Below are 21,908 nucleotides of genomic sequence, written 5' to 3'. Positions count from 1 at the left end.
GTTTTCTTTTGAATAGGCCGGTATGGCGGAATTGGCAGACGCGCGCGACTCAAAATCGTGAGGGAAACCGTGGGGGTTCAAGTCCCTCTACCGGCACCAGCAATCTATACATATGGTTTTCGTTATAAGGTGGGGAACAGTGAGTAGGCCTGTTTCTCACTTTTTTTATTATACCGAGGATAGATAGGCAGCATGCTTGATCCATGTACCTGCTGTCTTTTCCTTTTGTACCTGCTACAATAGCGTAGTATAGAAGGAAATGGAGGCGAGAACGTTGAGACTTGCAGGAAAACAAGTGGTTTGCTTCGTCGAAAGTGAATTTGAGGATCTCGAGCTCTGGTATCCGGTGATGAGACTGCGAGAGGAAGGCGCTACCGTCCATTTCGTCGGTCCGAAGGCTAATCACGTCTATATAGGGAAGTACGGTGTACCGTGTGAGGCTGACAAAGCGATGGGAGAGGTCAATCCTGCCGACTATGCAGGCGTACTCGTTCCAGGAGGGTGGGCACCTGACAAGCTGCGCCGCTATCCGGAAGTGCTATCGTTTGTGGTTGCGATGCACGAGGCGAAAAAACCGATTGGACACATTTGCCATGCGGGGTGGGTGCTTGCCTCCGCAAAAATTTTGCGCGGGGTAACGACGACATCGACGCCAGGCATTAAAGATGATATGGAGAATGCAGGAGCGATTTGGGTAGATGAAGAGGTCGTGGTAGACGGTCACATTGTAGGTTCCCGTAGACCGCCTGACCTCCCTGCGTACGCCAAAGCATTTGCTGATTTGCTGGCACTACAATAGGAAATGATGAAAAGGGCTTGCTCGGATAGACGGGTAAGTCCTTTCATGAAAGAAACGCCAACCTAGTAGGGGGTGATAGGGTGTTCAATAATCGGGAGTTACTCCCAAAAGAAAATCAAAATCAGAGGCCAAGCAGCAAAAATCTATCTGACAATGTGCTTCCCCCACAAAATTCCCACCGAAACATGCCACCCGTTTTACAACTCGCCAAAAAAGTAGGAAACAAGGCAATGACGCAACTCCTGCAAAATCAAAAGCAACCTCGAATGCCACTCATCCAAAGAAAACTCAAACAAGAGAATCTCAATAAAATGAAAGCGGATCATCCAGATGCATACCAACAAAAAGATTTTGAAGAAGCCGTTGGAGATGACGGGAAGTTTACGGATGTGCAAGCAGACAAAGGACTTCCTACTTTTTGGGGGATGTTTAAGGAAGTATTCGGGGAAAAAAATTTGAATGCAGAGATATTTGCCAAAACAAAAAACGAATTGGGAGATACATGCGACCGTCCTCATTCTGTTACCGCTCTTATTACAAAAAGTGCCTCTAAAAATGACCGTGAAGGCTTAAAGGTGGTAACAGCCATCGGAAATCTTGGAAAAGAAGAGATTTTCATACGGGAAGGCGCGATTAGCGGGTTATTGGCCAGCTACGAGGGAGGTCATTTGGTTGGCTATCAGATCCTCAGAGGACAGGGAGGCGATCAAGAATGGAATGTAGCCCCGCAGGATACAAAAAATAATAAAGAGTCCTACAATAATACAATCGAGGAAATGCTTCGTGAAGCGAAAATTGGAACAAAGTACGAGTACACGGTGGAAGTAAAATACGATCAATTGAACTTCAGTGTAGACCAGGATCAGCTCTTGAAATTGGGGATCTTGAAAAAAATAGACGGGGATAAACCATGGGAAATTCAGCTTCCTGTCAGAATACCCTTCAAATGGGAGGCCAAGGCAGAGATGCTCAACAATGGGCAATTTGGTCGTCCGACGGCAGGGGATTCGTCCTATGATCAATATTCAGAAAGTATGGACGAAGGTAATCTAGATTATACGGCGAGCGACTATACGGCGAGATACCATTTATGGTATTCCGTCAATGGAGGAGAAGACAAAGATTATACCCCCGGTGATTTGGAAAATACGAAGGGTGTTACAAGTGTTCATTTTTCCATGCATCAAGCCTTGATGTCAGATCATGCGAAAAATAAAGAGCCGATAGCATGGAAAGGAAGGGAAAGGGTAGCGGACTACGGGAGTGTACAAGACGGATTGGTGGCAGAGTCTGCGGGTATTCGAAAAGCGATTGACAAAATGTATGAGAAAAACAGACAAGATTTTCTCGAGTTTGAAGCCATGGAGGATGCAGATCAACCAGAGGACTTTGAGCTAGTTCCCTCTGTTGTGATGGACAAAATGGTTGACGAAGGATATAGAAGTTGTTTTATCAAAGAGTTGCGGGATGCAAAGATTGGTAAGGAATACGATGAGCTGAAATATGCAAATGAAAATTATTTGGAATCTTTTTCTATGAAGGATGATGACTTGAAAAGCTTGCAGCTTGAAAAGGATCATCTGAAAGACATCGAAACAAAAATGAACGCAAAAGATATAAGCCCAGACCTGCTGAAGGAATGCAAAGCCATGCTCCAAAAGCAAAGCCGCGTTATACGAGTCATCCTCAATCATAGACGGGAAAGAATGGCGTATTCAAAGATCGTCAAAAAAACACGTCCCATCTATAAAAGAAAATGGGAAAGGTCGGTCAAAAAATCGATTGCCGCGCATGAAAGATTTAAAATCTTGAAGAAGAAAAGCAGAAAAACGGTGAGTGATGAAAAAAATTTACGAGACTTCGAGTGGAACAAAAACAGTTGCAGGCGAGTTGAGACATTTGACGGATTTTTGAAAGACAAAATCGATTTGCGCACAATTGATACAGAATGAGAGAAACACCAAGCCGAAACATGGTACATTTCGGCTTGGTGTTTTATGAACCGGAGTTATTCCGTTTCTTCCACGGCGGATCGCCTAACTCATGAATTTTGTTATTGATTTTAAAAAAAAGATAGGGAATCAAAAACGCCATGATCGTCCCTGCAAAGGTCAAATAAGGAGGAACTACTCCTAAAAATTTGAGCATGGGATCACCTGTTGTTTTGACGTTCGGTACGGTTGATTGCACCGATATTGCGTAAATAGACTTTTGCTTGAACCTTTATTTCGCTTTTTTCATACAAATGTTGCCCTGATTCCCAATCCTGCCGAATCTTTTTCCATAGCGAAAAATAATGCTGCTTCAGATAGTTGCCAAGCTTGATGACATCCACTTTCATCTGCTTATGGACCTTCCTGATGGTATCATTACTCATTCGCTCGATTTCTTCGGAAAACACTTGTTCAAGCTTTTTCATCGCAGTGTTATTCAGTGAATCCATTGTGGCGTAAGACTCAGCCAATGTGCCTTCACATTCGATCGTTATTGTAAATTTCATGTGTTGCGGATCACGTAAATCTACTTCAATGCTATGCTTGATCCCTTGGATGTTCATCGAGACAAGACCGTTTTTTACCTTGCCTTTTACCATACCTCCCTTAACTTTTCCCGTGAGAAAATTCAGCCCCTCCGTCTCTTCTTCCCCCAGAAAACCAATCAATTGATTGTCACGGGTAAAAACAGAGGCACCTGCTAATTTTACCTCCTGCTCTTCGGCTCTTATACGCGGAACCACAAAACTGTACGAACTGAGAAGATCCTCGTGGACATCGCCCAATCGAGCCTCTGGAAGCATGCGGGAATTTTTATTAACGTTTTCTCCAATCGAGTTGACGTAAATAGCTGGCAGCTTCTCTGTTTTCGGTTTGACTTCCAGTACTTCTTTAGCGGGGCCATTTGAGATAAATACCTTGCTGCTTCGTCTGGAATCTGGATCACGCAGATAGAAATCGAGTGCTCTGGCAAAACCGTTTTTCGTACGGGCAACGTCTTCGGAGACGATCAGGATCTTCATATGCTGATAAAACGGAGTTCTGCTGGTCCGGGTAGCCAATTCCCGGGAAATCTCGAAAAGAGAATCCCCCTCGGATATGAGGTTGAGGTAAGCCTCATTGGCTGTGTTTTGACCACCGCCTTTTCCTTGGCCGCCGGAGATCAAACCACCGGGGACGACGAATTGATGAGTGACGAGAAAGCGCTCTTTTACTTGAGGTTTGTCTGGTGCCTCTTGTTTGGCTTGCTGCTCGGCTTCTTTTGTACGTGGTTTATCAATCGCTACGCCTACCACAAATCCTCGTTCCTCAATTTGAACCTGATCCCAGCATCCAGCCAGCAAAGTCGATAGAAGCAGGAAGATGCAGAAAGCAGTGAGCTGTCTATTCATGACCCTTTACACCTCGTATGACGGCGATGAGGAGCAGTAAAATCGGACATAAATAGACGAGGATCATTCCGAAATAAGTGATGCTGTCTGCAAACGCGAAGAAATCAACCAGGTTTTGTGGGAGCATCGCGACAAAATAAATCATGGGAGAAAGAATGAGCACCCAAAACGTTTTGCGCACCTTGTTGAACATGGACGACAGATTGAGCACGGTAATATCGAGCCACATCGCACATGTGTTGAAGATCGTCATGATCCAGATGGTGAAGAAAACGGACTCCACCCGTTCAAAAAAGCCGCCGGGGATTTCGACCTCTTTTGCCAACTCGATGGTTGGATAGGTCAAGTTCGTCGCAACCTCTGCAGAGAATACTCCGATGGCGAACATGTAGATGGTCATGTAGAGCAGAATGGGGATCGAGAGACCTAACGTCACGGCCTTTGCCCCTTCCTGAGGCTTTTTCATCAGCATGGTGTAAAAAAGGATAATCTCAAAGCCGGAATAAGACAATCCGACTACTTTGGAGCCTTCCAAGAGTGAGCGCCAGTCTGATGAAAAGAAGGGACGAACATTTTGGATGTCAAACAACTGGGTGGTAAACAGCAGGACGACGAACATGACGACAAGAACCACAGGCAAAAACAGCAAGTTGAGCCGCAGCATGGCAATACGTGATCCAATCACGGAATATTGAACGATCAAGAGAAAAGAGAGCGTGATCATTTCCACCGGGGTATTGTAGAACAGGTACTGCTTAGCGATGTTTCCGATTGCCCTGATTTCAAAGGAGACAAATAGCATCGTGTAAATACAGACGAGAAAGGTCAAGATGTAGGCGATCGGTTTGCTTGCGATCATCGAGCTGTATTCAAAAAAGCTTTGTCTCGGAAACCGAGCAGCGAGCTTGGCAAGCAGCCAGCCAACCAGACACGCACAAAGACCGCTAATCACGACGGAAATCCATCCATCGAATGCTCCGGTTGCCTTGGCTAAGGAGCGGGGAAAGGTCAGGATGCCGACGCCGATTGTGACTGAGGCAATGTTAATCCCCATATGATTTTTGCTGATCAACTTCTCCGCCAAGGTTTCTGCACTCACTTACGACCCTCCTGTACTCATTCTGTTTTCATCTTTCGTGTGAAGGGCATCTGGTCGGGTTTTCAAGAAGGTAACAGGTGCGCGCAAAATCATATCCTTCCAATCCCTTGGCATATGTGGAGCAAGAGGCGCCAAATAAGGGTACCCGATGCTGGTCAGATTGGATAAATGAATCATGATGGCAATAAAGCTAAGCACCACACCATAAATACCAAAAATGGCCGCCATAAACATGGCGAAAAAACGAATCATTCGAAAGGCAATGGCGAGGTGATAAGAAGGGATGGCAAAAGAAGCGATGGCAGTGAGGGCGACGACGATGACCATGACAGGACTGACGATGCCCGCAGAAACCGCAGCATCACCGATGACGAGACCGCCAACGATTCCGACGGTTTGGCCGATCGGCTTCGGCAAGCGTAATCCGGCTTCCTGCAGCAGCTCCATCGTTGTCACCATCATGATCGCTTCTACGAATGCCGGAAACGGAACCCCATCGCGTGTGGCTGCGATCGAGAAGGCGAGATCAGACGGGATCAAGCCAGGGTGGAAGGTAACGAGAGCGATATAGAAAGCGGGCGAATAGACGGCCAGAAATGCTGCCAAATACCGCAACAGCCTGGCTAATGAACCGACAATCCAACGTTCGTAGTAATCCTCTGGTGAATGCAGGAGCAAGCCAATCGTCACAGGCAAAATGAGCACCATCGGAGTCCCGTCCACCAATATTGCAATGCGGCCTTGAAACAACGCTCCACTCACTTTATCGGGACGCTCCGTGTTATGAATCTGCGGAAAAGGCGATAAAAAATCATCTTCAATCCATTGCTCGATAAAGCCGGACTCTTCTATCTCGTCCACATCGATCGTAGAGATTCGCCGTTTCACTTCATTCAGTAGTTCTGGATCAACGATGTTTTCAATGTAGGCGATGATCACATCTGTTCGGCTACGTCTGCCTATGATCGACCCTTCAAAGCGCAAGTTCGGGTCTTTGATACGTCTGCGTATATGAACGGTATTGTCCCGGATACTCTCCGTAAAGCCATCCCGCGGACCACGCACCAAGCCTTCGGAGACCGGCTCCTCAATGGCACGAGTTTTCCAGCCCTTGCTGTCGACAATAATGACTTCGGTCGCTCCATCTACAAAAATCGCTGTGTCCCCAGAAAGAATGCCTTCGAGTATTTTTGTCAAATCGGTTGCTTTTGATATTTCAACGACAGAAAGTACTTCCTCATAAAGCATCCGGACAATCTCATCTGGTTCAGTCGGTACTACCTTAGAAGCAGTGGAGATCATCAACTGGATTGGTCCAAGGACTTGCGCATCCAGCATATCGCAGTTCGCCAATCCATCAATCGCAATAACGGCACAGGAATGAGTGGTGTTGCCGATCGTAAACGTACGAATTAATAAATCGTGTGGGCTGCCCAGCACAGTCTTAAACGTGTCCATGTTTTGCTGCAAACTGGTCGTAAGTATAAGCGCAGGATCATTTCGCTGCTGCAAGCGCTGTGCGATAAGAGAGGGAGTTTTCTTTTGGCGACGCTGTGACAAAAATCTGCGCATCATTTGAAGTTCCTCCCGTTCAGATTGCGAATATCATGTTAGTGCGATTTTTTCCAGATGAGAGGAAAATTATGCGGAAGAATAGGCGAATGCTAAATCTTTCATAGTTTTGAATTGAACTCATTTGTGACCTGTGATACATTCGGCATGGTAGAATAGAGTGAAGTAAAAAGGAAGTTCATGAACAGGTATTAGTAGAGAGAGTAGGAAAGATGGAGAAGGGTGGAATAGAAGTGCTTGACAGTCAAGTATTGATCCGGGAAACGGACTTTTCCCGACTGGCACATACATGGGAAGAACTCGCAGAAGTAATGAAGTCGCAGGGAGACGAAAACACGCCGCTCAAGCTCATTCAACTGGCCGCGAAAACAAAGCACGCTGAGCTGAATATTGCGTTTTGCGGACATTTTTCCGCTGGAAAATCAACGATGATTAACACGCTTCTGGGTGTTAATTTGTTGCCTTCCAATCCGATTCCGACAAGTGCGAATGTCGTGAAGATTCGTGGCGGAGAAAAAGCGGCTCGTGTCTTCACCATGAACAGCGGAGTCCTTACTTTTGATCCAGATACGGAGATGGAGAAGCTCAAGCAGTTTGCTGTTGACGGAGATACGGTTGAATCCGTAGAGGTCTCTTATCCGGGAACATTCCTTGACGAATACGCCAGCTTGCTCGATACACCGGGCATTGATTCAACAGATGCTGCACACAAAATCGCTACGGAATCTGCTCTGCATTTGGCTGACGTCGTCATTTATATGATGGATTATAACCATGTTCAAGCCGAAGAGAACTTCAACTTTACGAAGACGTTGAAGGACCGTGGCAAGCCAGTTTATCTGGTTGTGAACATGATTGATAAGCATATTGATTTCGAATTGGATTTCGACAGCTATAAGGAAAGTGTCGAGGAGGCATTCGCGACCTGGAACATTCATCCGGATGGTATTTTTTACACGTCGCTTGCGGAACCAGATCATTCTGAGAACATGTATGAAGAATTTAAGGGCATGCTTTCGCAGTTGATCGCTGATCGTGAAAAGCTGGTTGGCACGAGCGTTCGCAGTGCTGCCGAGCATTTGATCGATGAACACATCCAAGTAGTAAGAACAAGCCAGGCAGATCAACGCCAGCAGTGGGAAGCCCAGCTGGATGGTCTGGAAGTAGAAGGCATAGACAGTCGTAATGCAGCGGCTGTGCAGGAAGCGCTTGAGCAGGAGGAAGCAACAGCGGCGGCTCTAGAGCAGCGTGCTGAGGATGCCCGCGTGCAGATGGAAAAAGAGCTGAGTGTACTTTTGGACAATGCTCGTTTGACTTATTTCAGTACGAACGAAGCAGCACGAAGCTACTTGGAGAGTCGCAAACCGGGCTTCAAGGTGGGGTTGTTGTTTGCAGGCAAGAAGACAGAAGAAGAGCGCGAACGCCGCGAAGAAGCGCTTCTCGTCGAGTTCCGCGAAAAAGTGGCGGGAAATCTCGACTTCCATTTCAAAGAATGGCTTGGCAAGCAGCCGCAAGTGTTTGATTTGCGGAACGAAGAATATCACGCTAGCGTGCACGCGACCAAGATCGAGATTACAGGTGAGTTCCTGAGCAAGCACATCAAAGAGGGTGCTGCTTCGAGTGAGTACGTCCTGAACTACTGTGCGGATATTTCCAGCGGGATGAAGCTGGAGTACAGACGAGTGGGTCTCTCCTTCATTGCACAAGTGGTTGAGATGATAAAGGAGAAAGTGCGCGTAGAAAGTGCAGCTCAAGGCGAGCGTCTTGGCGCATTGCGTGAATTGGCAGCGCTGCATCAAAAGCTGGCAGGACTAGCAGCGAGAGAAGAAGAAACCAAGGGTCGTCTGTTGGCGATTATGCGTGGAGGAGAATAAGTAGCATGAATCAACTACGAGACAAACTAATTGCGGCAGCAGAGCGTCTGCGACGCGCAAGTGAAGAAGTCGTTTCCGTACCAGGGATGCAAGCGCAGGCACAGGCGATGCTGGATCGAGCAGATCGTCTAACCGCCAATCGTTTTACCGTTGCACTGTTTGGTGCTTTTAGCGCAGGTAAATCCTCGTTTGCCAACGCCTTGATGGGCGATCTCGTGTTGCCTGTATCGCCGAATCCGACGACAGCAGCGATCAACAAAATTATGCCGCCTACGGATGAGCATCCACATGGAACTGTGCGTGTCGTCTTGAAGGAGCGCGAAGCAATTGAGCAGGATGTTATCCGTTCGCTCGCTGTGTTTGGACTGGTTGCATCTGATCTGGATGGCGCATTAGCTGAGCTGGGCAAGATCGACGTCGCTCAAATCCCGCCTACGGCAAAACCTCACTACACCTTTTTGAAGGCTGTAACAAAAGGTTTGCCAGAAATGGCTGCTCATCTGGGTGGAGAACTGCTTGTGGATATGCAGGCATTCAAAGGCTTTGTAGCCAAGGAAGAAAAAGCTTGTTTTGCGGAATACATCGAGCTGTTCTATTCCTGCCCGCTGACAGATCAGGGCATCGTTCTCGTTGATACGCCTGGTGCAGATTCCATCAATGCGCGTCACACAGGTGTGGCGTTTGAATACATGAAAAACGCGGATGCCGTGTTGTTTGTAACCTATTACAACCACGCCTTTTCACAGGCAGACCGCGAGTTTTTGCTACAAATGGGACGGGTCAAGGATACGTTTGAAATGGACAAAATGTTCTTTATCGTCAATGCTTGTGACCTCGCAGCAAACGATGAGGAATTGCAGGGTGTGATTACTCACGTAGAGAAAAACCTCCTCTCGTGCGGAATTCGCCTCCCACGTATTTATCCGGTGTCGAGCCAGACTGCTCTGTTGGCACGGATGCATGAAAAAGGCAAGCTGGCAGCTTCTGCGGAGAAAGTATACCGCCAGCGCACGAATACGGCTGAAGGCGAGTCGTTAATGCCGGCAGATGAAGCATTCAAGTTTTCGGGAATGGCGTCGTTTGAAGCAGAGTTCCTCCGCTTTACGATTGAAGAGCTGACGCAAATTGCTGTGAATGCTGCAATCGGTGAAATCCGTCGCGCCCATGATACCTTGACAGAATTCATGCGTATGGCACAGTCCGGAGAAGACGAGCGTCTGTTACGCAAAGAAGCAGCAAGCAACGCCAAGACACAGGCTCTGTCAGCTGTTGAAGCACTGTCTACCGCTTCGTTCGAACGCGACTTGGCAAAAGAGCGCGAGGAGCTGCTCTACTACGTTCGCCAGCGCTTGTTCTTCCGTTTTAACGAGCTGTTCAATCTCGCATTTAACCCGGCTGTCATCAAGGACGATGGACGCAACATGAAGCAAGCCCTGCAAGGATGCTTGACTGATCTTCTGCGTTCGATCAGCTACGACTTGGCCCAGGAGCTGCGTGCCACTACTCTTCGCTTGGAGAAATTCACGAACAAGCAGGGGACAACACTTGTTGCGGCATGGCAACAGGATGTACAAGGCTACGCAGCAGGTTTGACCTTGGCACCTTATCAGCAGAGACAGGTAGAAACACTGTCCTTTGCGAACGAGCTGCCAGTAGCCGAATCGGCATTTGCTTCAGCGGTTTCCTTGTTCAAAAACACGAAAGACTTTTTCGAGCAGGATGGCAAAGCCAAAATGCGTGACGAGCTGGAGAAGCGCATGCAAGAACCAGTGAGCGCGTACGTAGAAATCGGAAACAAGCAATTGGATGAGCAGTTTTCAACGCTGTTCCAAGAGCTGGTGGCAAGTGAGCGCAATCGCGTCATCGACCAGATCAACGAGTACTTCACAGGTCTGTTTGCGGCTCTTGAGATGAACGTCGATCTCGACGAGCTGGCTGCAAAAGTGAGTCGTGTGGCGGCTGAGTTGGAATAGAGAGGTTTAAGAGTGAAAAATGAAAAGGGCAGTTCCCGGATCTTGTAACGACGAGGGGATTGCCTTTTTTCTGTTGTTAAATAGAGCATGTCACATGATTAAATGGGGTAAAGGAGTCATCAGATTCTCCTCTTGTAGTTCCATTAATCAAATCTCCTTTTTCCCCTCATAGCTGATCGTCTAAATGAATGACGGTTGATTTTGTGTGAGGATCCGCATGTCTGGTGAAAAAAACTATGAGCCAAACCGCGATCAAGACGAGTATCGTACCGGTCACGGTGATTATAAAATGACCACCTGTATGAATGAACAAAACGATAAGACCAATAAAGCTTAGGTACGAATGTATTTCTTTCATGAACTCTGTACGAACACGTTGGAAAAGCCAACCATAAACAGCTAGTACCAGTAAAAGAAGGAAAGCAGCAATTCCATTCAACATTCCTTTATGTGTGAGTTGTTCCGTTAACAAATAATAACTGCCAGGTAATATACTAAATACTAATGCTGCCCACCCTGTAACCAGATGGAAGATATGTTTGACGAGCGGGCCAAGTAAATGAAAGATATCTCGATAATCACCGCTCGCCATATTCGGATGACCGCCACCGATAGGAGGAACTTGGTGCATTTTTTGTGGTGTGGTATAGAATGAATAAAGAATAAGCATTGCAATAACCGTTACGGAAAGGACCGCGGGTAGCCAAGGTTTTATTTTTTTCACAAAAGTCACCTCTGTCTTTAAGTTGGATAAATAGTAGTGTAGAAAACTTAACAAATCCTTAAGTTGCGAGGATGTGAACTTTAAGGAAGAGTTAAGGGTTGTAAGACATAATTGATCCTCAGTATGAAAATAGATGTATTGATGTGGGGTGAAGTGATGTTGCGTTTGTTAGTTGTAGAAGATAATCTCCCGTTGAAAGAATCGATTATTCAAATATTAGTGGACGAGTTTAAAGTAGATGGAGTATCTGAAGGGGAGGAAGCACTCTTTCTAGCAATGCAAAATATTTATGATGCTATTGTGCTAGATGTGATGATACCAAGAATGGATGGCTTTCAAATTATAGAAAGCATGCGCAAGGAGGGAATTAAAACGCCAGTATTATTCTTGACAGCGAGGGATTCATTGGAGGATAGAGTGCAAGGTCTGGAGTTGGGAGGAGATGATTACCTGACCAAGCCTTTTCAAATGGCTGAATTAAAAGCACGCATTCGAGCGCTGTTAAGAAGGAGCGGCAGTTTGACGACTGATCATACTTTAAAGTACCGTGGCATCCAGTTAGTTGGTAAAGAACAGGAAACCCTAGTAGATCTGGTGCCTGTAAAATTAACATTAAAACAATACGAATTATTGGAATACCTCGTACAAAACAAGGGCATCATTCTGACAAAAGAGCAGATTTATGATCGCATATGGGGATTCGAGTCAGATACAACAATATTAGTTGTTGAGGTTTTTGTGCATCATCTTCGAAAAAAGCTGGAGCCCTTCGGATACCATAAAGATATTCAAACCATTAGAGGCGTTGGGTATATGTTAAAAGAACAGTAAGGGGAAGAATATGTTCAGACGAACGCATATGCGCCTTACCATTATGAATTCAGTTGTTTTCATAATGCTTATCGGTTTGCTAGCTGCTGTGATCTACTTTTTCACCTATGTACAATTATATAAGGATGTTGATCGATCCCTGTTAAAAACAGCTGAGAAGTTAAACCCGCAACTTAGGCCTGAAAGAAGCGATGAGCCTAGAAGTAAGCCCGGGAGTCAGCCTGGCGCTGTAGCAAAAAAAGGACCTGAAAAAGGACCGGCTCTCGAGGAATTCTTGTTTGAAAATGATCCGCGTGTCATTACGCTTGTCTGGAATGATAAAAATGAACTGATTAATACTGGGCCAGGAGTAGATTTCTTCCAAAAAGCGAATTTCGTAAAGAAGCCAAGGCACTTTGATGATGGAGAGATTCAGGAAATTCATGTTGATCGCTTTGCTTTTCACGTGAAAACCTTGAAAGTTCATTCCCCGAATGGGGTAATAACGGTACAGTATCTCCGCAATGTAAATTCAGAGCAGGAGCTTTTGGACAGATTGCTCGTCATTATTATCATCGGAAGCTGTATCGGGGTCGTATCTGCTGTGATTGCCGGTTATTTTCTTGCAGGTCGAGCATTGGTCCCAATACAAAATTCCTGGACAAAACAACAACAGTTTGTTTCAGATGCTTCTCATGAATTAAGAACACCACTTGCTGTCATACAAGCAAAAACAGATTTATTATTTCGCTCGCCTGCTGCAACGATTCAAGAAAAAAGTATTGATATTTCCATGATTTCAAATGAGTCTAGAAGATTATCCAAACTGGTCACCAATTTACTTACCTTAGCGAGATCTGATTCCAATCAGATGGAAATGAAGAAACAGCCCTTTTTGCTTGATGAAGTTCTGCGAGATATTGTAGCTAACTATGAAGAAATTACTGTATATCAAGAGAAAGCGATCACTCTTCATACGCCAGTAAATATCAGTTTCACAGGAGATAAAGAAAGGCTCCATCAGTTGATTCTCATTTTCTTAGACAATGCTATGAAATATACAGAAGCAGGAGGCGAAATCTCACTTATATGTGAACAAACTGCCTCCACAATTAAACTGAAGGTGAAAGATGATGGGATTGGAATGGACGAGAAAGAAATTCCAAACATTTTTGAGCGGTTTTACCAAAGCGACAAAGCACGGACGATGGCAGAAGGCTATGGTTTAGGGCTATCTATTGCCAAGTGGATTATTGACAAGCATCATGGAAAAATTACGGTCAGCAGCAAAGCAGGGGAAGGAACTTGCTTTGAAATTACGTTCCCTAAGAATCAAAAATAACAAAGTATTGGGTACCGATTCCATTGGTACTCTTTTTTCTTTTTTCCTGCTCTTGTAGTTCTTAAGGAAAAGTTAAGACTGGAGGTCCATAATCGTACCTGTAAACAAAACATCTCATCATCGAAAAAGGAGGAGAATGGATGGAAGAAAAAAAAAAGAAGCGGAAAATCTGGAGGTGGCTGATCGTTGCTACTGTTTCAGCTGTCATTCTTGCTGGTGGATTCCGGGCTTTACATGCAACAGGCTGGATGAATAAGGAGATGCTCGCTTATCCGCATGTCTTTGTAAGCTTGCAAGACAGAGGCGAGAAGGAATTGGTAGGACAAAGCGAACATTCGGAGCGATTACAACCCAAATTTGAAGGAAGGCGATTCCACAAAGAGGATATCAAACGAGAACACGGTGAGCGAAGACATCAAGCAGATGGTTGGGTATTCTTCCTGATTTCAGCAGGTCTTGTCATCAGTGGTTGGTTTGTTCGCAAACATGCAAATGAGAGTATCTGGAGAAAATGGACAGGCTGGCTTCTGATCTTTGTTGGGGTTCTTCCCATCCTGCCATTACTTGTCATTGCGTTCGTCATTTACTGGTTATGTATACGAATCAGACCGCGTAAAGGGAATATCGTTTTCGTTGATGTACCACTTCACTCCCCATATTCAGGTGAGAATAGTAATTCAGCCATTTTAGATAAATGGGAAAAACAGATGTCGAAGGAGGAAAAATAAGATGGGTATTTTTAAACGGGTAAGAGATATTGTTGTTGCAGATGTGCATGAGGTATTAAATAAAGTAGAGAATCCAATCACTTTGTTAGATCAATATATAAGAGACATGGACAAGCAAATCGAAAAAGCCAACCAGGCACTTTCCTATCAACTCTTTCTTGAGAAAAGGTATGATCTTCTCATCGCAGAAGAAGAAGCAAACATAGAAAAGCGCACGAAACAAGCCAACCTTGCTGTTGATTGTAATGAAGATAACATGGCAAAGCTTGCCCTACAGGAAAGAGAAATTCATGAAAATAAGCGCAATCTGTACCAGGATCAATATGACGCGACAAAAAAACAGACAGCAATCCTGTATGAGCAAATAGATAAACTTAAAAACACCTATCAAGAGTTCCAATACAAAAAGCTGGTGTTAACATCCAGAGCCCACGCTGCAAAATCTATCAAGCAAGGACAGGAAATGCTGTTAGGGTTTCATAGCGATTATGCAATGAAAGGATTTGCGAGGGTAGAAGAGTTTGTCCAGAAGCTGGAAGCTGAAGTAGCTGCGAGTTCGTACGTTTACGGTACGAAAGCTGTCGACAGGAACCCATATATTGATCATCTTCTGGCAGAAACAGTCGAGGCTCAATTAGCAGAGCTGAAAAAAGCGAAAGAAGTGAATTAAGAGGATGTGAAACCAGACAAACTCCCTTTTTGTTCAAATGAGAAGGGAGTTTGTTTTTTGTGGAACCCGGCAACAGATACAGTCAAGTATTTTCTGGTTGTTTTAAAATGTAATGTTCCACCTATTATTGGCTACGGTGGCAGAGACTACTGTGGGATTCTTCAAGGTTCTGCACTTTACAAATTTTAGCCGACACCAACAACGACATAGCTCTTTCGTTCCGCATTCGACTTTTGGACAGTGATATCTTCCATATTGGGCATACAGTTTCCTCCTAATAGGGAGCTTCCTATACAGATGGAAGATGCTCATGTTGAAAACAACCGCTATTCAAAATTTTTATTCCAGAATCCCCCATTCCTCGCGCAATATCCCCATCTTAATCGCATCGTAATATTCACCGCGAACAATCCTTGCTTTGCGTACCCGCGCTTCTTCCACCATTCCCATGTGAGCAGCCAGCTTGATCATCCGTTCGTTGCCGGACCACGTACCAATGCCTAAACGGACCGTATCCATGTGGGTAAACAAGTAGTCGATCCACATCCGAAACGCTTCCCGGCCATAACCATTCTGCCAGTAGCGGGAGTCGTAAATGACGATTCCGATTTCGCACCAGTTCGTCTCCTCAGATACCCAGTAGCGACCGACACTGCCTTTTAGCTCGCCGTCAATCTCAATGATCAGCTCGGTTCTTGGTGCATCTGTCCCGACGAGAGCGAGAGACTCCTGGGAGCGTGGGAGGGCACGATACTCTTCTTTTGTGTACGGATCAAGCGGTTTATAGGGGCCATTCCAATGGAGATGTTCCCGATCCTCTGCTTCGTATTTCCAATAGTAAATCGTATCCAAATCTTCTGCTCGAATATCTCGTAGAACGACCTTTTCTCCTTGCAAATGAATATGCATGACTTGTTCTCCTTTCGTTTGGGTGAATCTGGTACAATCATTGTAAAAGAGAACTGCTCCTATACATAGTGACAGTTTGGGAGAGTTAGATAGGGACAGAATGGAGGGCCGCTGATGGAGTACATGCCGGTCATGGATGCACAGAGCAAGGAACCTCTGTATCAGCAGCTATACAAGCAATTGAGCAAACGGATTGCATCGGGAGAGATACCGTCCGGAACCAAGATGCCGTCGATCCGTCAGTTGATGAAGGCAAGCGGGGTCGGAAAAAATACGATTGAGGCTGCCTATCAGCAACTACTCGCAGAAGGCTACATCGTGAGCCGGGAGCGAAGTGGCTTTTATGCTGCCGAGATCGAGAGATGGTCAGAGCCAGTGGAGCAGGATGAGGAGATTGCCTTGTACTCATCTCTCTTGAAAAAGAAAAAAGGGGAGCATCTTACCTGTCGCTACAATTTTCACGGTTCTGTCATCGATACGAAGTCGTTTCCTTACGCTGCATGGCACTCTTGTATGCTGGAAGCGCTGGATGTCTATCCGGAGGACTTTTCTTTTTACGGGGATGATCAAGGTGAGTGGGAGCTCCGAGAAGAGCTCAGTAAATATTTGCGCAGAGCACGTACGCTCATTTGTAGACCTGAGCACATCATCATCGGCACTGGATTACAGCAGGCTCTCAGCTTTTTGTGTCTGCTCTTGGCAGATCGACATCGTGTGGTTGCGATCGAGGAGCCTGGCTATGCAGATGCACGAATCGTCTTTTCCCAGCACGGCTATGAGGTCGTGTCCATCCCGCTAGTGGAAGACGGGCTGTCCATAGAAGCCTTGGAGAAAAGCAAGGCAACTGTCGTGTACACGACGCCTGCCCACCAATTTCCTTATGGGATGGTTATGCCAGTCGGTCAGCGCCAGCAATTGTTGCAATGGGCAAAGAAAAGGAACGGAATCATCATCGAAAATGATTACGATGGCGAATTCCGCTACAATGTACACCCTACGCCCTCTTTGCAAGGGATGGATCGGGACGGGTGTGTGGTTTATATCGGGAATTTTTCCAAAGCATTTTCTCCAGCACTTCGCTTGGATTACACGGTACTTCCGCGGCAATTGCTCGGGCGATATTTGGAAGCATTCCAGGCGTATCCTTCTCCGGTTTCCCGCCATTTGCAGCGGAGTATGCAGTTGTTCATGCAAAAGGGCTACTGGGAAAAGCATGTCCGAAAAATGCGCACCGTCTATCATCGTAAGCACGATACATTGCTTCGGTCGATACAGACCTACATGCCTCGGGAAGTACGAGTTTTGGGACAGTCAGCGGGGCTGCATATTTTGCTAGAGGTTGATACTTCCCTAACGGAAAAGGAGCTGATCGAGCTAGCGCGTGCGTCCGATGTTCGCGTTTATCCGAGCGGCCATAACTGGGCCAATGATCCGACGAATGTGCGGCCGCGAATCATAGTTGGATTTGGTGGAGTGGAGGAACAAGACATTGCGGTAGGAATCAGTCGTCTAGCAGAAGCTTGGTTTTCTTTATGATTGGCGATTTTACCGGATCTTCTCGTTCCGATGAGGGCCCCAAATAGATTCAACAGAAAAAAGCAGCCTATGGCGTGGGACAGGGCAATTGTCCAGCGCATAGGCTGCTTGGCTTTTTTTCGGCAGAGATTATTTCATGCTTTTTTGGTACTCATCAAATTGAGCAGTTACTTCATTCGAAGGCTTGCTGGTCAAATGGCTGACAACCACGATGGCGAGCAGGCTAATGGCAAAGCCGGGAACCATCTCGTAGAGGAAGTCCTTCAGCACATCAAAACGAGTCCAAATGATAACGGTAAGTGCGCCAGCGACCATCCCGGAGAGAGCACCCCATTTGTTCATGCGCTTCCAATAGAGGGACAGCAGAATGACAGGTCCAAACGAAGCGCCGAATCCGGCCCACGCATATCCAACGAGATCGAGGATCGTGTCATTTTTATTCAAGGCGAGCAAAAAGGCGACGACAGATACAAGCAAGACGGACAAGCGGCCAATCGTGACCAGCTCTTTGTCGGTTGCAGAACGCTTGAAAAAGGTTTTGTAAATATCCTCGGTCAAGGAGCTGGAGGTGACGAGCAGCTGAGAGGAAATCGTACTCATGATCGCTGCCAAAATCGCCGCCAGCAAAAAGCCGGTAATGATCGGATGGAACAGAATCGTACCCAACTGGATGAAGATCGTCTCAGGATCGCTCAACGTCCAGCCTTGCTTGGAGTACAGGGCAATACCGACCAGACCTGTCAGCATGGCGCCAGCGACGGAGAAAATCATCCAGCCCATACCGATGCTGCGTGCTTTTTTAATCTCACTCGTGGACGTGATCGCCATAAAGCGAACGATAATGTGCGGTTGTCCGAAATAGCCGAGACCCCATGCAAACAAAGAAATGATGCCGAGCAGGCTCGTCCCTTTAAAAATATCGAGCAAAGAGGGATCGACAGCGTGAATCTCGGTAAATGTTTCTCCCAATCCGCCTGCTGTAAGAACGGTCACAAGCGGAACGAGAATGAGCGCAATGACCATGATGAGTCCTTGTACAGCGTCCGTCCAGCTTACAGCGAGGAAGCCGCCAAACAATGTGTAGGCAATGGTGACCAATCCAACAATCCATAGTCCCGTTTGATAGCTCAGGTGGAAAGTGTTTTCAAACAACACGCCTCCAGAGACGAGACCAGATGAGACGTAAAAGGTAAAAAAGATCATAATAACAAGGGCTGAGACAAGACGAAGCATCCGAGACCCGTCCCCGAAACGATTTTCCAAGAAAGCAGGAATCGTAATCGAGTTGTTGGCAACCTCTGTATACGAGCGAAGGCGGGGAGCAACGTACAGCCAGTTGGCATAAGCCCCGAGAGTCAGACCGATGGCAATCCAGGAAGCGCTAAGACCTTGGGCAAACATGGCGCCTGGCAGGCCCATCATCAACCAGCCACTCATGTCGGATGCACCCGCACTGAGAGCGGTTACAGTTGGACCGAGCGACCGACCGCCGAGCATGTAGTCTGTCAGATTGGAGGTACGTTTGTAGGCATAATAGCCGATCAGGAGCATACCTGCCATGTACACAATAATAGATGCGAGCAGCATATTCATTGGCATCACCTCGTTGTGTTTAGTATTTGTGAAATTTATATGAACATCTTACACATTATCATGCCCAATTATAAAAATCTATAAGGAAATACAGAAAATTTTGTAGAAACCCAATAAAAAGTTTTTTAATAACACGAAAAAGCCCGCGAGGATTGATCGCAGGCTTTCCTTGAAATGTTTTCCAAATTACTGAACTTGTACCTGACCGTTTCCGTCGAGTGTTACTTTGAATTCCTTTACGACAGTAGGCTCCGCACCTTGGTTGTTCAAATCATGCTTGAGCACTTTGAAAGTACCATCGGCAGAGAGCGTGCCTGTATATTCAACACCAAACATGTCAGATTTGTAAAAGCTGAAGTTCGCAAGCTCGGTTTTTTGCAATTCATTAACGAGCAACTGACCATCTCCACTGAACATGGCCTTACGCAATGCCTCAGAGGATTCGTATTTTTGCTGGAGGTATGTTTGTAGCTGTTTGGCGACTTCAGACTCAGCCAGTTGCTTGCCGGCTTCGAGAACTTGTTGGCCCGCTTCGACAGCCTGTTTTCCTGTCTCAATCGCTTGTTGACCTGTTTCTACTGCTTGCTGGGCGGTTTGGACCCCTTCTGATAGATCGGAGCAGGCAGTGAGCAGCAACGCGCATGCGATCATCCATACTTTTTTCATGTGGTTCACTCCTTTCTGGCGTGACGATTCATACTTTATTTATTTTACCGTATATCCACTGACTTCGCATCCGCATATGATGGGGTAAGCGTAAGAGCTGCACTGATTACAGGGAGGAAACACAATGATTCAAGGGAAAGTAAAATGGTTCAGCAAAGAAAAGGGCTATGGGTTTATTGAGCGTGATGGAGGACCTGATGTATTCGTACACTACTCTGCGATCACGGGGGCAGGTTACCGGAACTTGGAGGAAGGCGAGCAGGTGGTTTTTGAAATCGTGAATGGACAGCGTGGACTGCAAGCCGCCAATGTGGCGAGGAAAGTCGTGTAAAAGAGGTATCATCTTCTAAAAACACATGACGAAGGATCTCCTTCGATTCAAAAACGCCGTCATACCTGTACAAGGCAGACGGCGTCTTATTTATGTCACGTATCGTTCGGGATGGATCAAAGGTTGTTGTAGAGAAAGACTGACAATGCAATCACCAAGGCGATGGTAATCATGCCGTAAATGATCAACAGATTGCGGGAGCGTTGTTTAAAGTCCCGTACTTTGGATTCGGATGGGTTCATACCGATTTTTATGGTAACGACGAGACCTATGAGAACAAGTACAATAATAGCAATAATGAAAGGCAAAATACTCATAACAGCCAGTCCTTTCTGTATGGCCCAGTCATCCTGCCGGATATACACGAGGATGCATACGGTAGCTTACTTCGATCATATACCGACCGCACAAAAATGTTGCCATCCACTTGGGGATTATTTTGACCATCCACTTGCTGTGAATGCATCCGCTAAGCGAGAGACTGCCTCAGTGATCTGATCCAGGGTAGCTCTGCCAAAGGTGAAACGGACATACCCTTGCTCCGCGCCGAAAAGATGTCCCGGAACGAAAACGACTCCCCGTTTGACTGATTCTGTGAGAAAATGTTCGCCGCTCCATTCCCCTTTAAATTTACACCACAGGTGAATGCCTCCCTCTGACCCGACCATTTCTACTTGATCACCGAACTTGTCTTGGAGCGAGGAGACAAGCTGATCGTGCCGTAAGGATAGCTCTGTTCGCAACAGATCGATGTGACTCGCAAACTGAGGCGATCCGAGAAAGCGATTTGCCAGCCATTGCGGAATAATGCTGTGCCCAAAATCAAACTGTTGTTTCGCATCTGCCAATCTCTCCATGACGGTAGGGGGCCCGACGATCCAGCCGATTCGTAGACCTGAGGCTACGATTTTGGTCAAGGAGCTGATATAGAGTACGGTTCCGTGTTGATCCAGTGATTTTAAGGTTGGGACGGGCTCTCTCGAAAAACTGGTCAGGCTGTATGGATCATCCTCGATGATCGGAATCCCTTTTTCATAGGAGAACGCGAGCAATTCCTGGCGCCGCTCCAATGAAAGCAGCGTCCCTGTCGGGTTCTGATAATTCGGATTGAGAAAAACCATTTTGATGCGGTGCTGGCGGTGGAGCTGGGCCAAGTGCTTCGGGTCGATTCCATCCCGGTCGACAGGCAGCGAAAACGTACGCAAGCCAGCAGAATGAAAAAGCGGCAAGGAATAACAATAAGACGGCTCCTCAATGGCAACCGCATCCCCTGGCTTTAACAAGCATTGAACGACGAGATGAAGGGCTTGCTGCGCGCCTGACGTAATCATGATCGAGGTAGCAGGTGCTTCGATGCTTCGCCATGCTTTCATGTGGAGACTCAATGTTTCTCGCAAAGCCCAATTGCCCTGCGGATGCTCATAACCGAGGTGAGCCGGGAAGTCATCGGGTGTCATGAGCTGCTGGAGCGTTTGATTGGGGACGAGATCGGTCGAGAGCTCGCCACTCGCCAAATCGATCAAGTCATTTTCCTGTGTTTCACGACGGATTTTGCGAATCAGCGGTAAATTCGGACGAAATGAACCTGATTCCGTCAAATGACGCCAGTTCGGAACGCGGGTCCGTGCCAGTCCCCAAATATCTTGGCTGACGATGGTACCACTTCCTTGTATGCGCTCGATCATACCTGCTGCTTGCAGCTCATCGTACGCAGCGACGACTGTCGAGCGGTTGACGTTCAGTTCTTTGGCCAGTGTGCGCTCCGAGGGCAAATAGCTGCCAGGACCGAATTCACCACTGCTGATTCGTTGCTCGATTTGCTCTGCTATTTGTTTATATAAGGGCTTTGTAGGAACAGAAGATTTGCCATCCATCACGAATCCCGCTTTCTACATTT

Annotated in this window: 20 protein-coding genes and 1 tRNA gene; 11 read left to right on the top strand and 10 right to left on the bottom strand. The window is 46.5% G+C overall.

Features of this window, described 5'->3' with window-relative positions:
- Window positions 1-16 precede the first annotated feature (16 nt).
- The 3 genes from HP401_RS20455 (at window position 17) to HP401_RS20445 (ending at window position 2,751) form a co-directional block, all read left to right on the top strand.
- Window positions 17-99 (top strand) — tRNA-Leu (locus tag HP401_RS20455).
- A gap of 175 nt (window positions 100-274) precedes the next feature.
- Window positions 275-799: a type 1 glutamine amidotransferase domain-containing protein gene (locus HP401_RS20450; RefSeq protein ID WP_064201036.1), complete on the top strand. Its 525-nt coding sequence runs from the start codon at window positions 275-277 to the stop codon at window positions 797-799.
- 80 nt (window positions 800-879) lie between these two features.
- Complete coding sequence (locus HP401_RS20445) at window positions 880-2,751, top strand: DNA/RNA non-specific endonuclease (RefSeq protein WP_173606343.1); 1,872 nt, start codon at window positions 880-882, stop codon at window positions 2,749-2,751.
- 43 nt (window positions 2,752-2,794) lie between these two features.
- Here the strand turns inward: HP401_RS20445 and HP401_RS20440 are convergent, their stop codons facing one another.
- From HP401_RS20440 to HP401_RS20425, 4 genes are read right to left on the bottom strand one after another with little or no spacing between them, the layout of a single operon-like run.
- Window positions 2,795-2,947, bottom strand: coding sequence for a hypothetical protein (locus HP401_RS20440; RefSeq protein ID WP_016743138.1), 153 nt, complete (start codon window positions 2,945-2,947; stop codon window positions 2,795-2,797).
- Between the two features lie 4 nt (window positions 2,948-2,951).
- Window positions 2,952-4,184, bottom strand: coding sequence for a Ger(x)C family spore germination protein (locus HP401_RS20435; RefSeq protein WP_173606342.1), 1,233 nt, complete (start codon window positions 4,182-4,184; stop codon window positions 2,952-2,954).
- A complete protein-coding gene (locus HP401_RS20430) occupies window positions 4,177-5,283 on the bottom strand; it encodes a GerAB/ArcD/ProY family transporter (protein ID WP_173606341.1) in 1,107 nt (368 codons plus the stop codon). The genes HP401_RS20435 and HP401_RS20430 overlap by 8 nt, the downstream gene beginning before the upstream one ends.
- A complete protein-coding gene (locus HP401_RS20425; RefSeq protein WP_173606340.1) occupies window positions 5,284-6,858 on the bottom strand; it encodes a spore germination protein in 1,575 nt (524 codons plus the stop codon).
- 209 nt (window positions 6,859-7,067) lie between these two features.
- Between HP401_RS20425 and HP401_RS20420 the strand changes: the two genes are divergently transcribed.
- The gene (locus HP401_RS20420; RefSeq protein WP_173606339.1) at window positions 7,068-8,729 is read left to right on the top strand and encodes a dynamin family protein; all 1,662 of its coding nucleotides are present in this window, start codon (window positions 7,068-7,070) and stop codon (window positions 8,727-8,729) included.
- A 5-nt stretch (window positions 8,730-8,734) separates the two neighbouring features.
- The gene (locus HP401_RS20415) at window positions 8,735-10,702 is read left to right on the top strand and encodes a dynamin family protein (protein ID WP_173606338.1); all 1,968 of its coding nucleotides are present in this window, start codon (window positions 8,735-8,737) and stop codon (window positions 10,700-10,702) included.
- A 166-nt stretch (window positions 10,703-10,868) separates the two neighbouring features.
- Here HP401_RS20415 and HP401_RS20410 read toward each other — a convergent pair whose 3' ends face one another.
- Window positions 10,869-11,426, bottom strand: a complete 558-nt coding sequence (locus HP401_RS20410; protein ID WP_173606337.1) for a hypothetical protein — start codon at window positions 11,424-11,426, stop codon at window positions 10,869-10,871.
- A gap of 159 nt (window positions 11,427-11,585) precedes the next feature.
- Here HP401_RS20410 and HP401_RS20405 point away from each other — a divergent pair, with 159 nt between their 5' ends.
- The 4 genes from HP401_RS20405 to HP401_RS20390 all read left to right on the top strand — a co-directional run bounded on the left by HP401_RS20405 (window position 11,586) and on the right by HP401_RS20390 (window position 14,976).
- Entirely contained in the window at window positions 11,586-12,257 is a 672-nt protein-coding gene (locus tag HP401_RS20405) for a response regulator transcription factor (RefSeq protein ID WP_064201164.1), read from the top strand.
- Between the two features lie 10 nt (window positions 12,258-12,267).
- Complete coding sequence (locus HP401_RS20400) at window positions 12,268-13,578, top strand: sensor histidine kinase (protein WP_173606336.1); 1,311 nt, start codon at window positions 12,268-12,270, stop codon at window positions 13,576-13,578.
- Between the two features lie 140 nt (window positions 13,579-13,718).
- Entirely contained in the window at window positions 13,719-14,306 is a 588-nt protein-coding gene (locus tag HP401_RS20395; protein ID WP_173606335.1) for a hypothetical protein, read from the top strand.
- Between the two features lies 1 nt (window position 14,307).
- Window positions 14,308-14,976 (top strand): PspA/IM30 family protein, encoded by a 669-nt coding sequence (locus HP401_RS20390; protein WP_173606334.1) that lies wholly within the window; start codon window positions 14,308-14,310, stop codon window positions 14,974-14,976.
- Window positions 14,977-15,315: 339 nt separating this feature from the next.
- Here the strand turns inward: HP401_RS20390 and HP401_RS20385 are convergent, their stop codons facing one another.
- A complete protein-coding gene (locus tag HP401_RS20385) occupies window positions 15,316-15,885 on the bottom strand; it encodes a GNAT family N-acetyltransferase (protein WP_173606333.1) in 570 nt (189 codons plus the stop codon).
- Window positions 15,886-15,999: 114 nt separating this feature from the next.
- Between HP401_RS20385 and pdxR (HP401_RS20380) the strand changes: the two genes are divergently transcribed.
- Window positions 16,000-17,421: a MocR-like pyridoxine biosynthesis transcription factor PdxR gene (gene pdxR / locus HP401_RS20380; RefSeq protein ID WP_173606332.1), complete on the top strand. Its 1,422-nt coding sequence runs from the start codon at window positions 16,000-16,002 to the stop codon at window positions 17,419-17,421.
- A 129-nt stretch (window positions 17,422-17,550) separates the two neighbouring features.
- Here the strand turns inward: pdxR (HP401_RS20380) and putP are convergent, their stop codons facing one another.
- Both putP and HP401_RS20370 read right to left on the bottom strand, forming a co-directional pair.
- The gene (putP, locus tag HP401_RS20375) at window positions 17,551-19,014 is read right to left on the bottom strand and encodes a sodium/proline symporter PutP (protein WP_173606331.1); all 1,464 of its coding nucleotides are present in this window, start codon (window positions 19,012-19,014) and stop codon (window positions 17,551-17,553) included.
- A gap of 186 nt (window positions 19,015-19,200) precedes the next feature.
- Window positions 19,201-19,680 (bottom strand): hypothetical protein, encoded by a 480-nt coding sequence (locus tag HP401_RS20370; RefSeq protein WP_173606330.1) that lies wholly within the window; start codon window positions 19,678-19,680, stop codon window positions 19,201-19,203.
- Between the two features lie 124 nt (window positions 19,681-19,804).
- On the opposite strand from HP401_RS20370, the gene HP401_RS20365 reads away from it, so the two are divergent.
- Entirely contained in the window at window positions 19,805-20,011 is a 207-nt protein-coding gene (locus HP401_RS20365; RefSeq protein WP_015892633.1) for a cold-shock protein, read from the top strand.
- Between the two features lie 116 nt (window positions 20,012-20,127).
- Here HP401_RS20365 and HP401_RS20360 read toward each other — a convergent pair whose 3' ends face one another.
- On the bottom strand, window positions 20,128-20,328 hold the full coding sequence (locus tag HP401_RS20360; RefSeq protein ID WP_015892632.1) for a hypothetical protein: 201 nt from the start codon (window positions 20,326-20,328) through the stop codon (window positions 20,128-20,130).
- 117 nt (window positions 20,329-20,445) lie between these two features.
- On the bottom strand, window positions 20,446-21,885 hold the full coding sequence (pdxR, locus tag HP401_RS20355) for a MocR-like pyridoxine biosynthesis transcription factor PdxR (RefSeq protein WP_173606329.1): 1,440 nt from the start codon (window positions 21,883-21,885) through the stop codon (window positions 20,446-20,448).
- Window positions 21,886-21,908: the final 23 nt, after the last annotated feature.

Source organism: Brevibacillus sp. HB2.2 (assembly GCF_013284275.1).
In the GTDB taxonomy this organism is placed as follows: domain Bacteria; phylum Bacillota; class Bacilli; order Brevibacillales; family Brevibacillaceae; genus Brevibacillus; species Brevibacillus brevis_D.
This window is presented reverse-complemented; position numbering and strand designations above follow the sequence as displayed.

Bases quoted from the DNA above. Each gene is read 5' to 3' on its own strand.
- HP401_RS20440 (WP_016743138.1), bottom strand. From the start codon at position 2,947: ATGCTCAAATTTTTAGGAGTAGTTCCTCCTTATTTGACCTTTGCAGGG.
- putP (WP_173606331.1), bottom strand. From the start codon at position 19,014: ATGAATATGCTGCTCGCATCTATTATTGTGTACATGGCAGGTATGCTC.
- HP401_RS20370 (WP_173606330.1), bottom strand. From the start codon at position 19,680: ATGAAAAAAGTATGGATGATCGCATGCGCGTTGCTGCTCACTGCCTGC.
- pdxR (WP_173606332.1), top strand. From the start codon at position 16,000: ATGGAGTACATGCCGGTCATGGATGCACAGAGCAAGGAACCTCTGTAT.
- HP401_RS20365 (WP_015892633.1), top strand. From the start codon at position 19,805: ATGATTCAAGGGAAAGTAAAATGGTTCAGCAAAGAAAAGGGCTATGGG.
- HP401_RS20400 (WP_173606336.1), top strand. From the start codon at position 12,268: ATGTTCAGACGAACGCATATGCGCCTTACCATTATGAATTCAGTTGTT.
- HP401_RS20415 (WP_173606338.1), top strand. From the start codon at position 8,735: ATGAATCAACTACGAGACAAACTAATTGCGGCAGCAGAGCGTCTGCGA.
- HP401_RS20395 (WP_173606335.1), top strand. From the start codon at position 13,719: ATGGAAGAAAAAAAAAAGAAGCGGAAAATCTGGAGGTGGCTGATCGTT.
- HP401_RS20435 (WP_173606342.1), bottom strand. From the start codon at position 4,184: ATGAATAGACAGCTCACTGCTTTCTGCATCTTCCTGCTTCTATCGACT.
- HP401_RS20420 (WP_173606339.1), top strand. From the start codon at position 7,068: ATGGAGAAGGGTGGAATAGAAGTGCTTGACAGTCAAGTATTGATCCGG.
- HP401_RS20385 (WP_173606333.1), bottom strand. From the start codon at position 15,885: ATGCATATTCATTTGCAAGGAGAAAAGGTCGTTCTACGAGATATTCGA.
- HP401_RS20390 (WP_173606334.1), top strand. From the start codon at position 14,308: ATGGGTATTTTTAAACGGGTAAGAGATATTGTTGTTGCAGATGTGCAT.
- pdxR (WP_173606329.1), bottom strand. From the start codon at position 21,885: ATGGATGGCAAATCTTCTGTTCCTACAAAGCCCTTATATAAACAAATA.
- HP401_RS20425 (WP_173606340.1), bottom strand. From the start codon at position 6,858: ATGATGCGCAGATTTTTGTCACAGCGTCGCCAAAAGAAAACTCCCTCT.
- HP401_RS20360 (WP_015892632.1), bottom strand. From the start codon at position 20,328: ATGAGTATTTTGCCTTTCATTATTGCTATTATTGTACTTGTTCTCATA.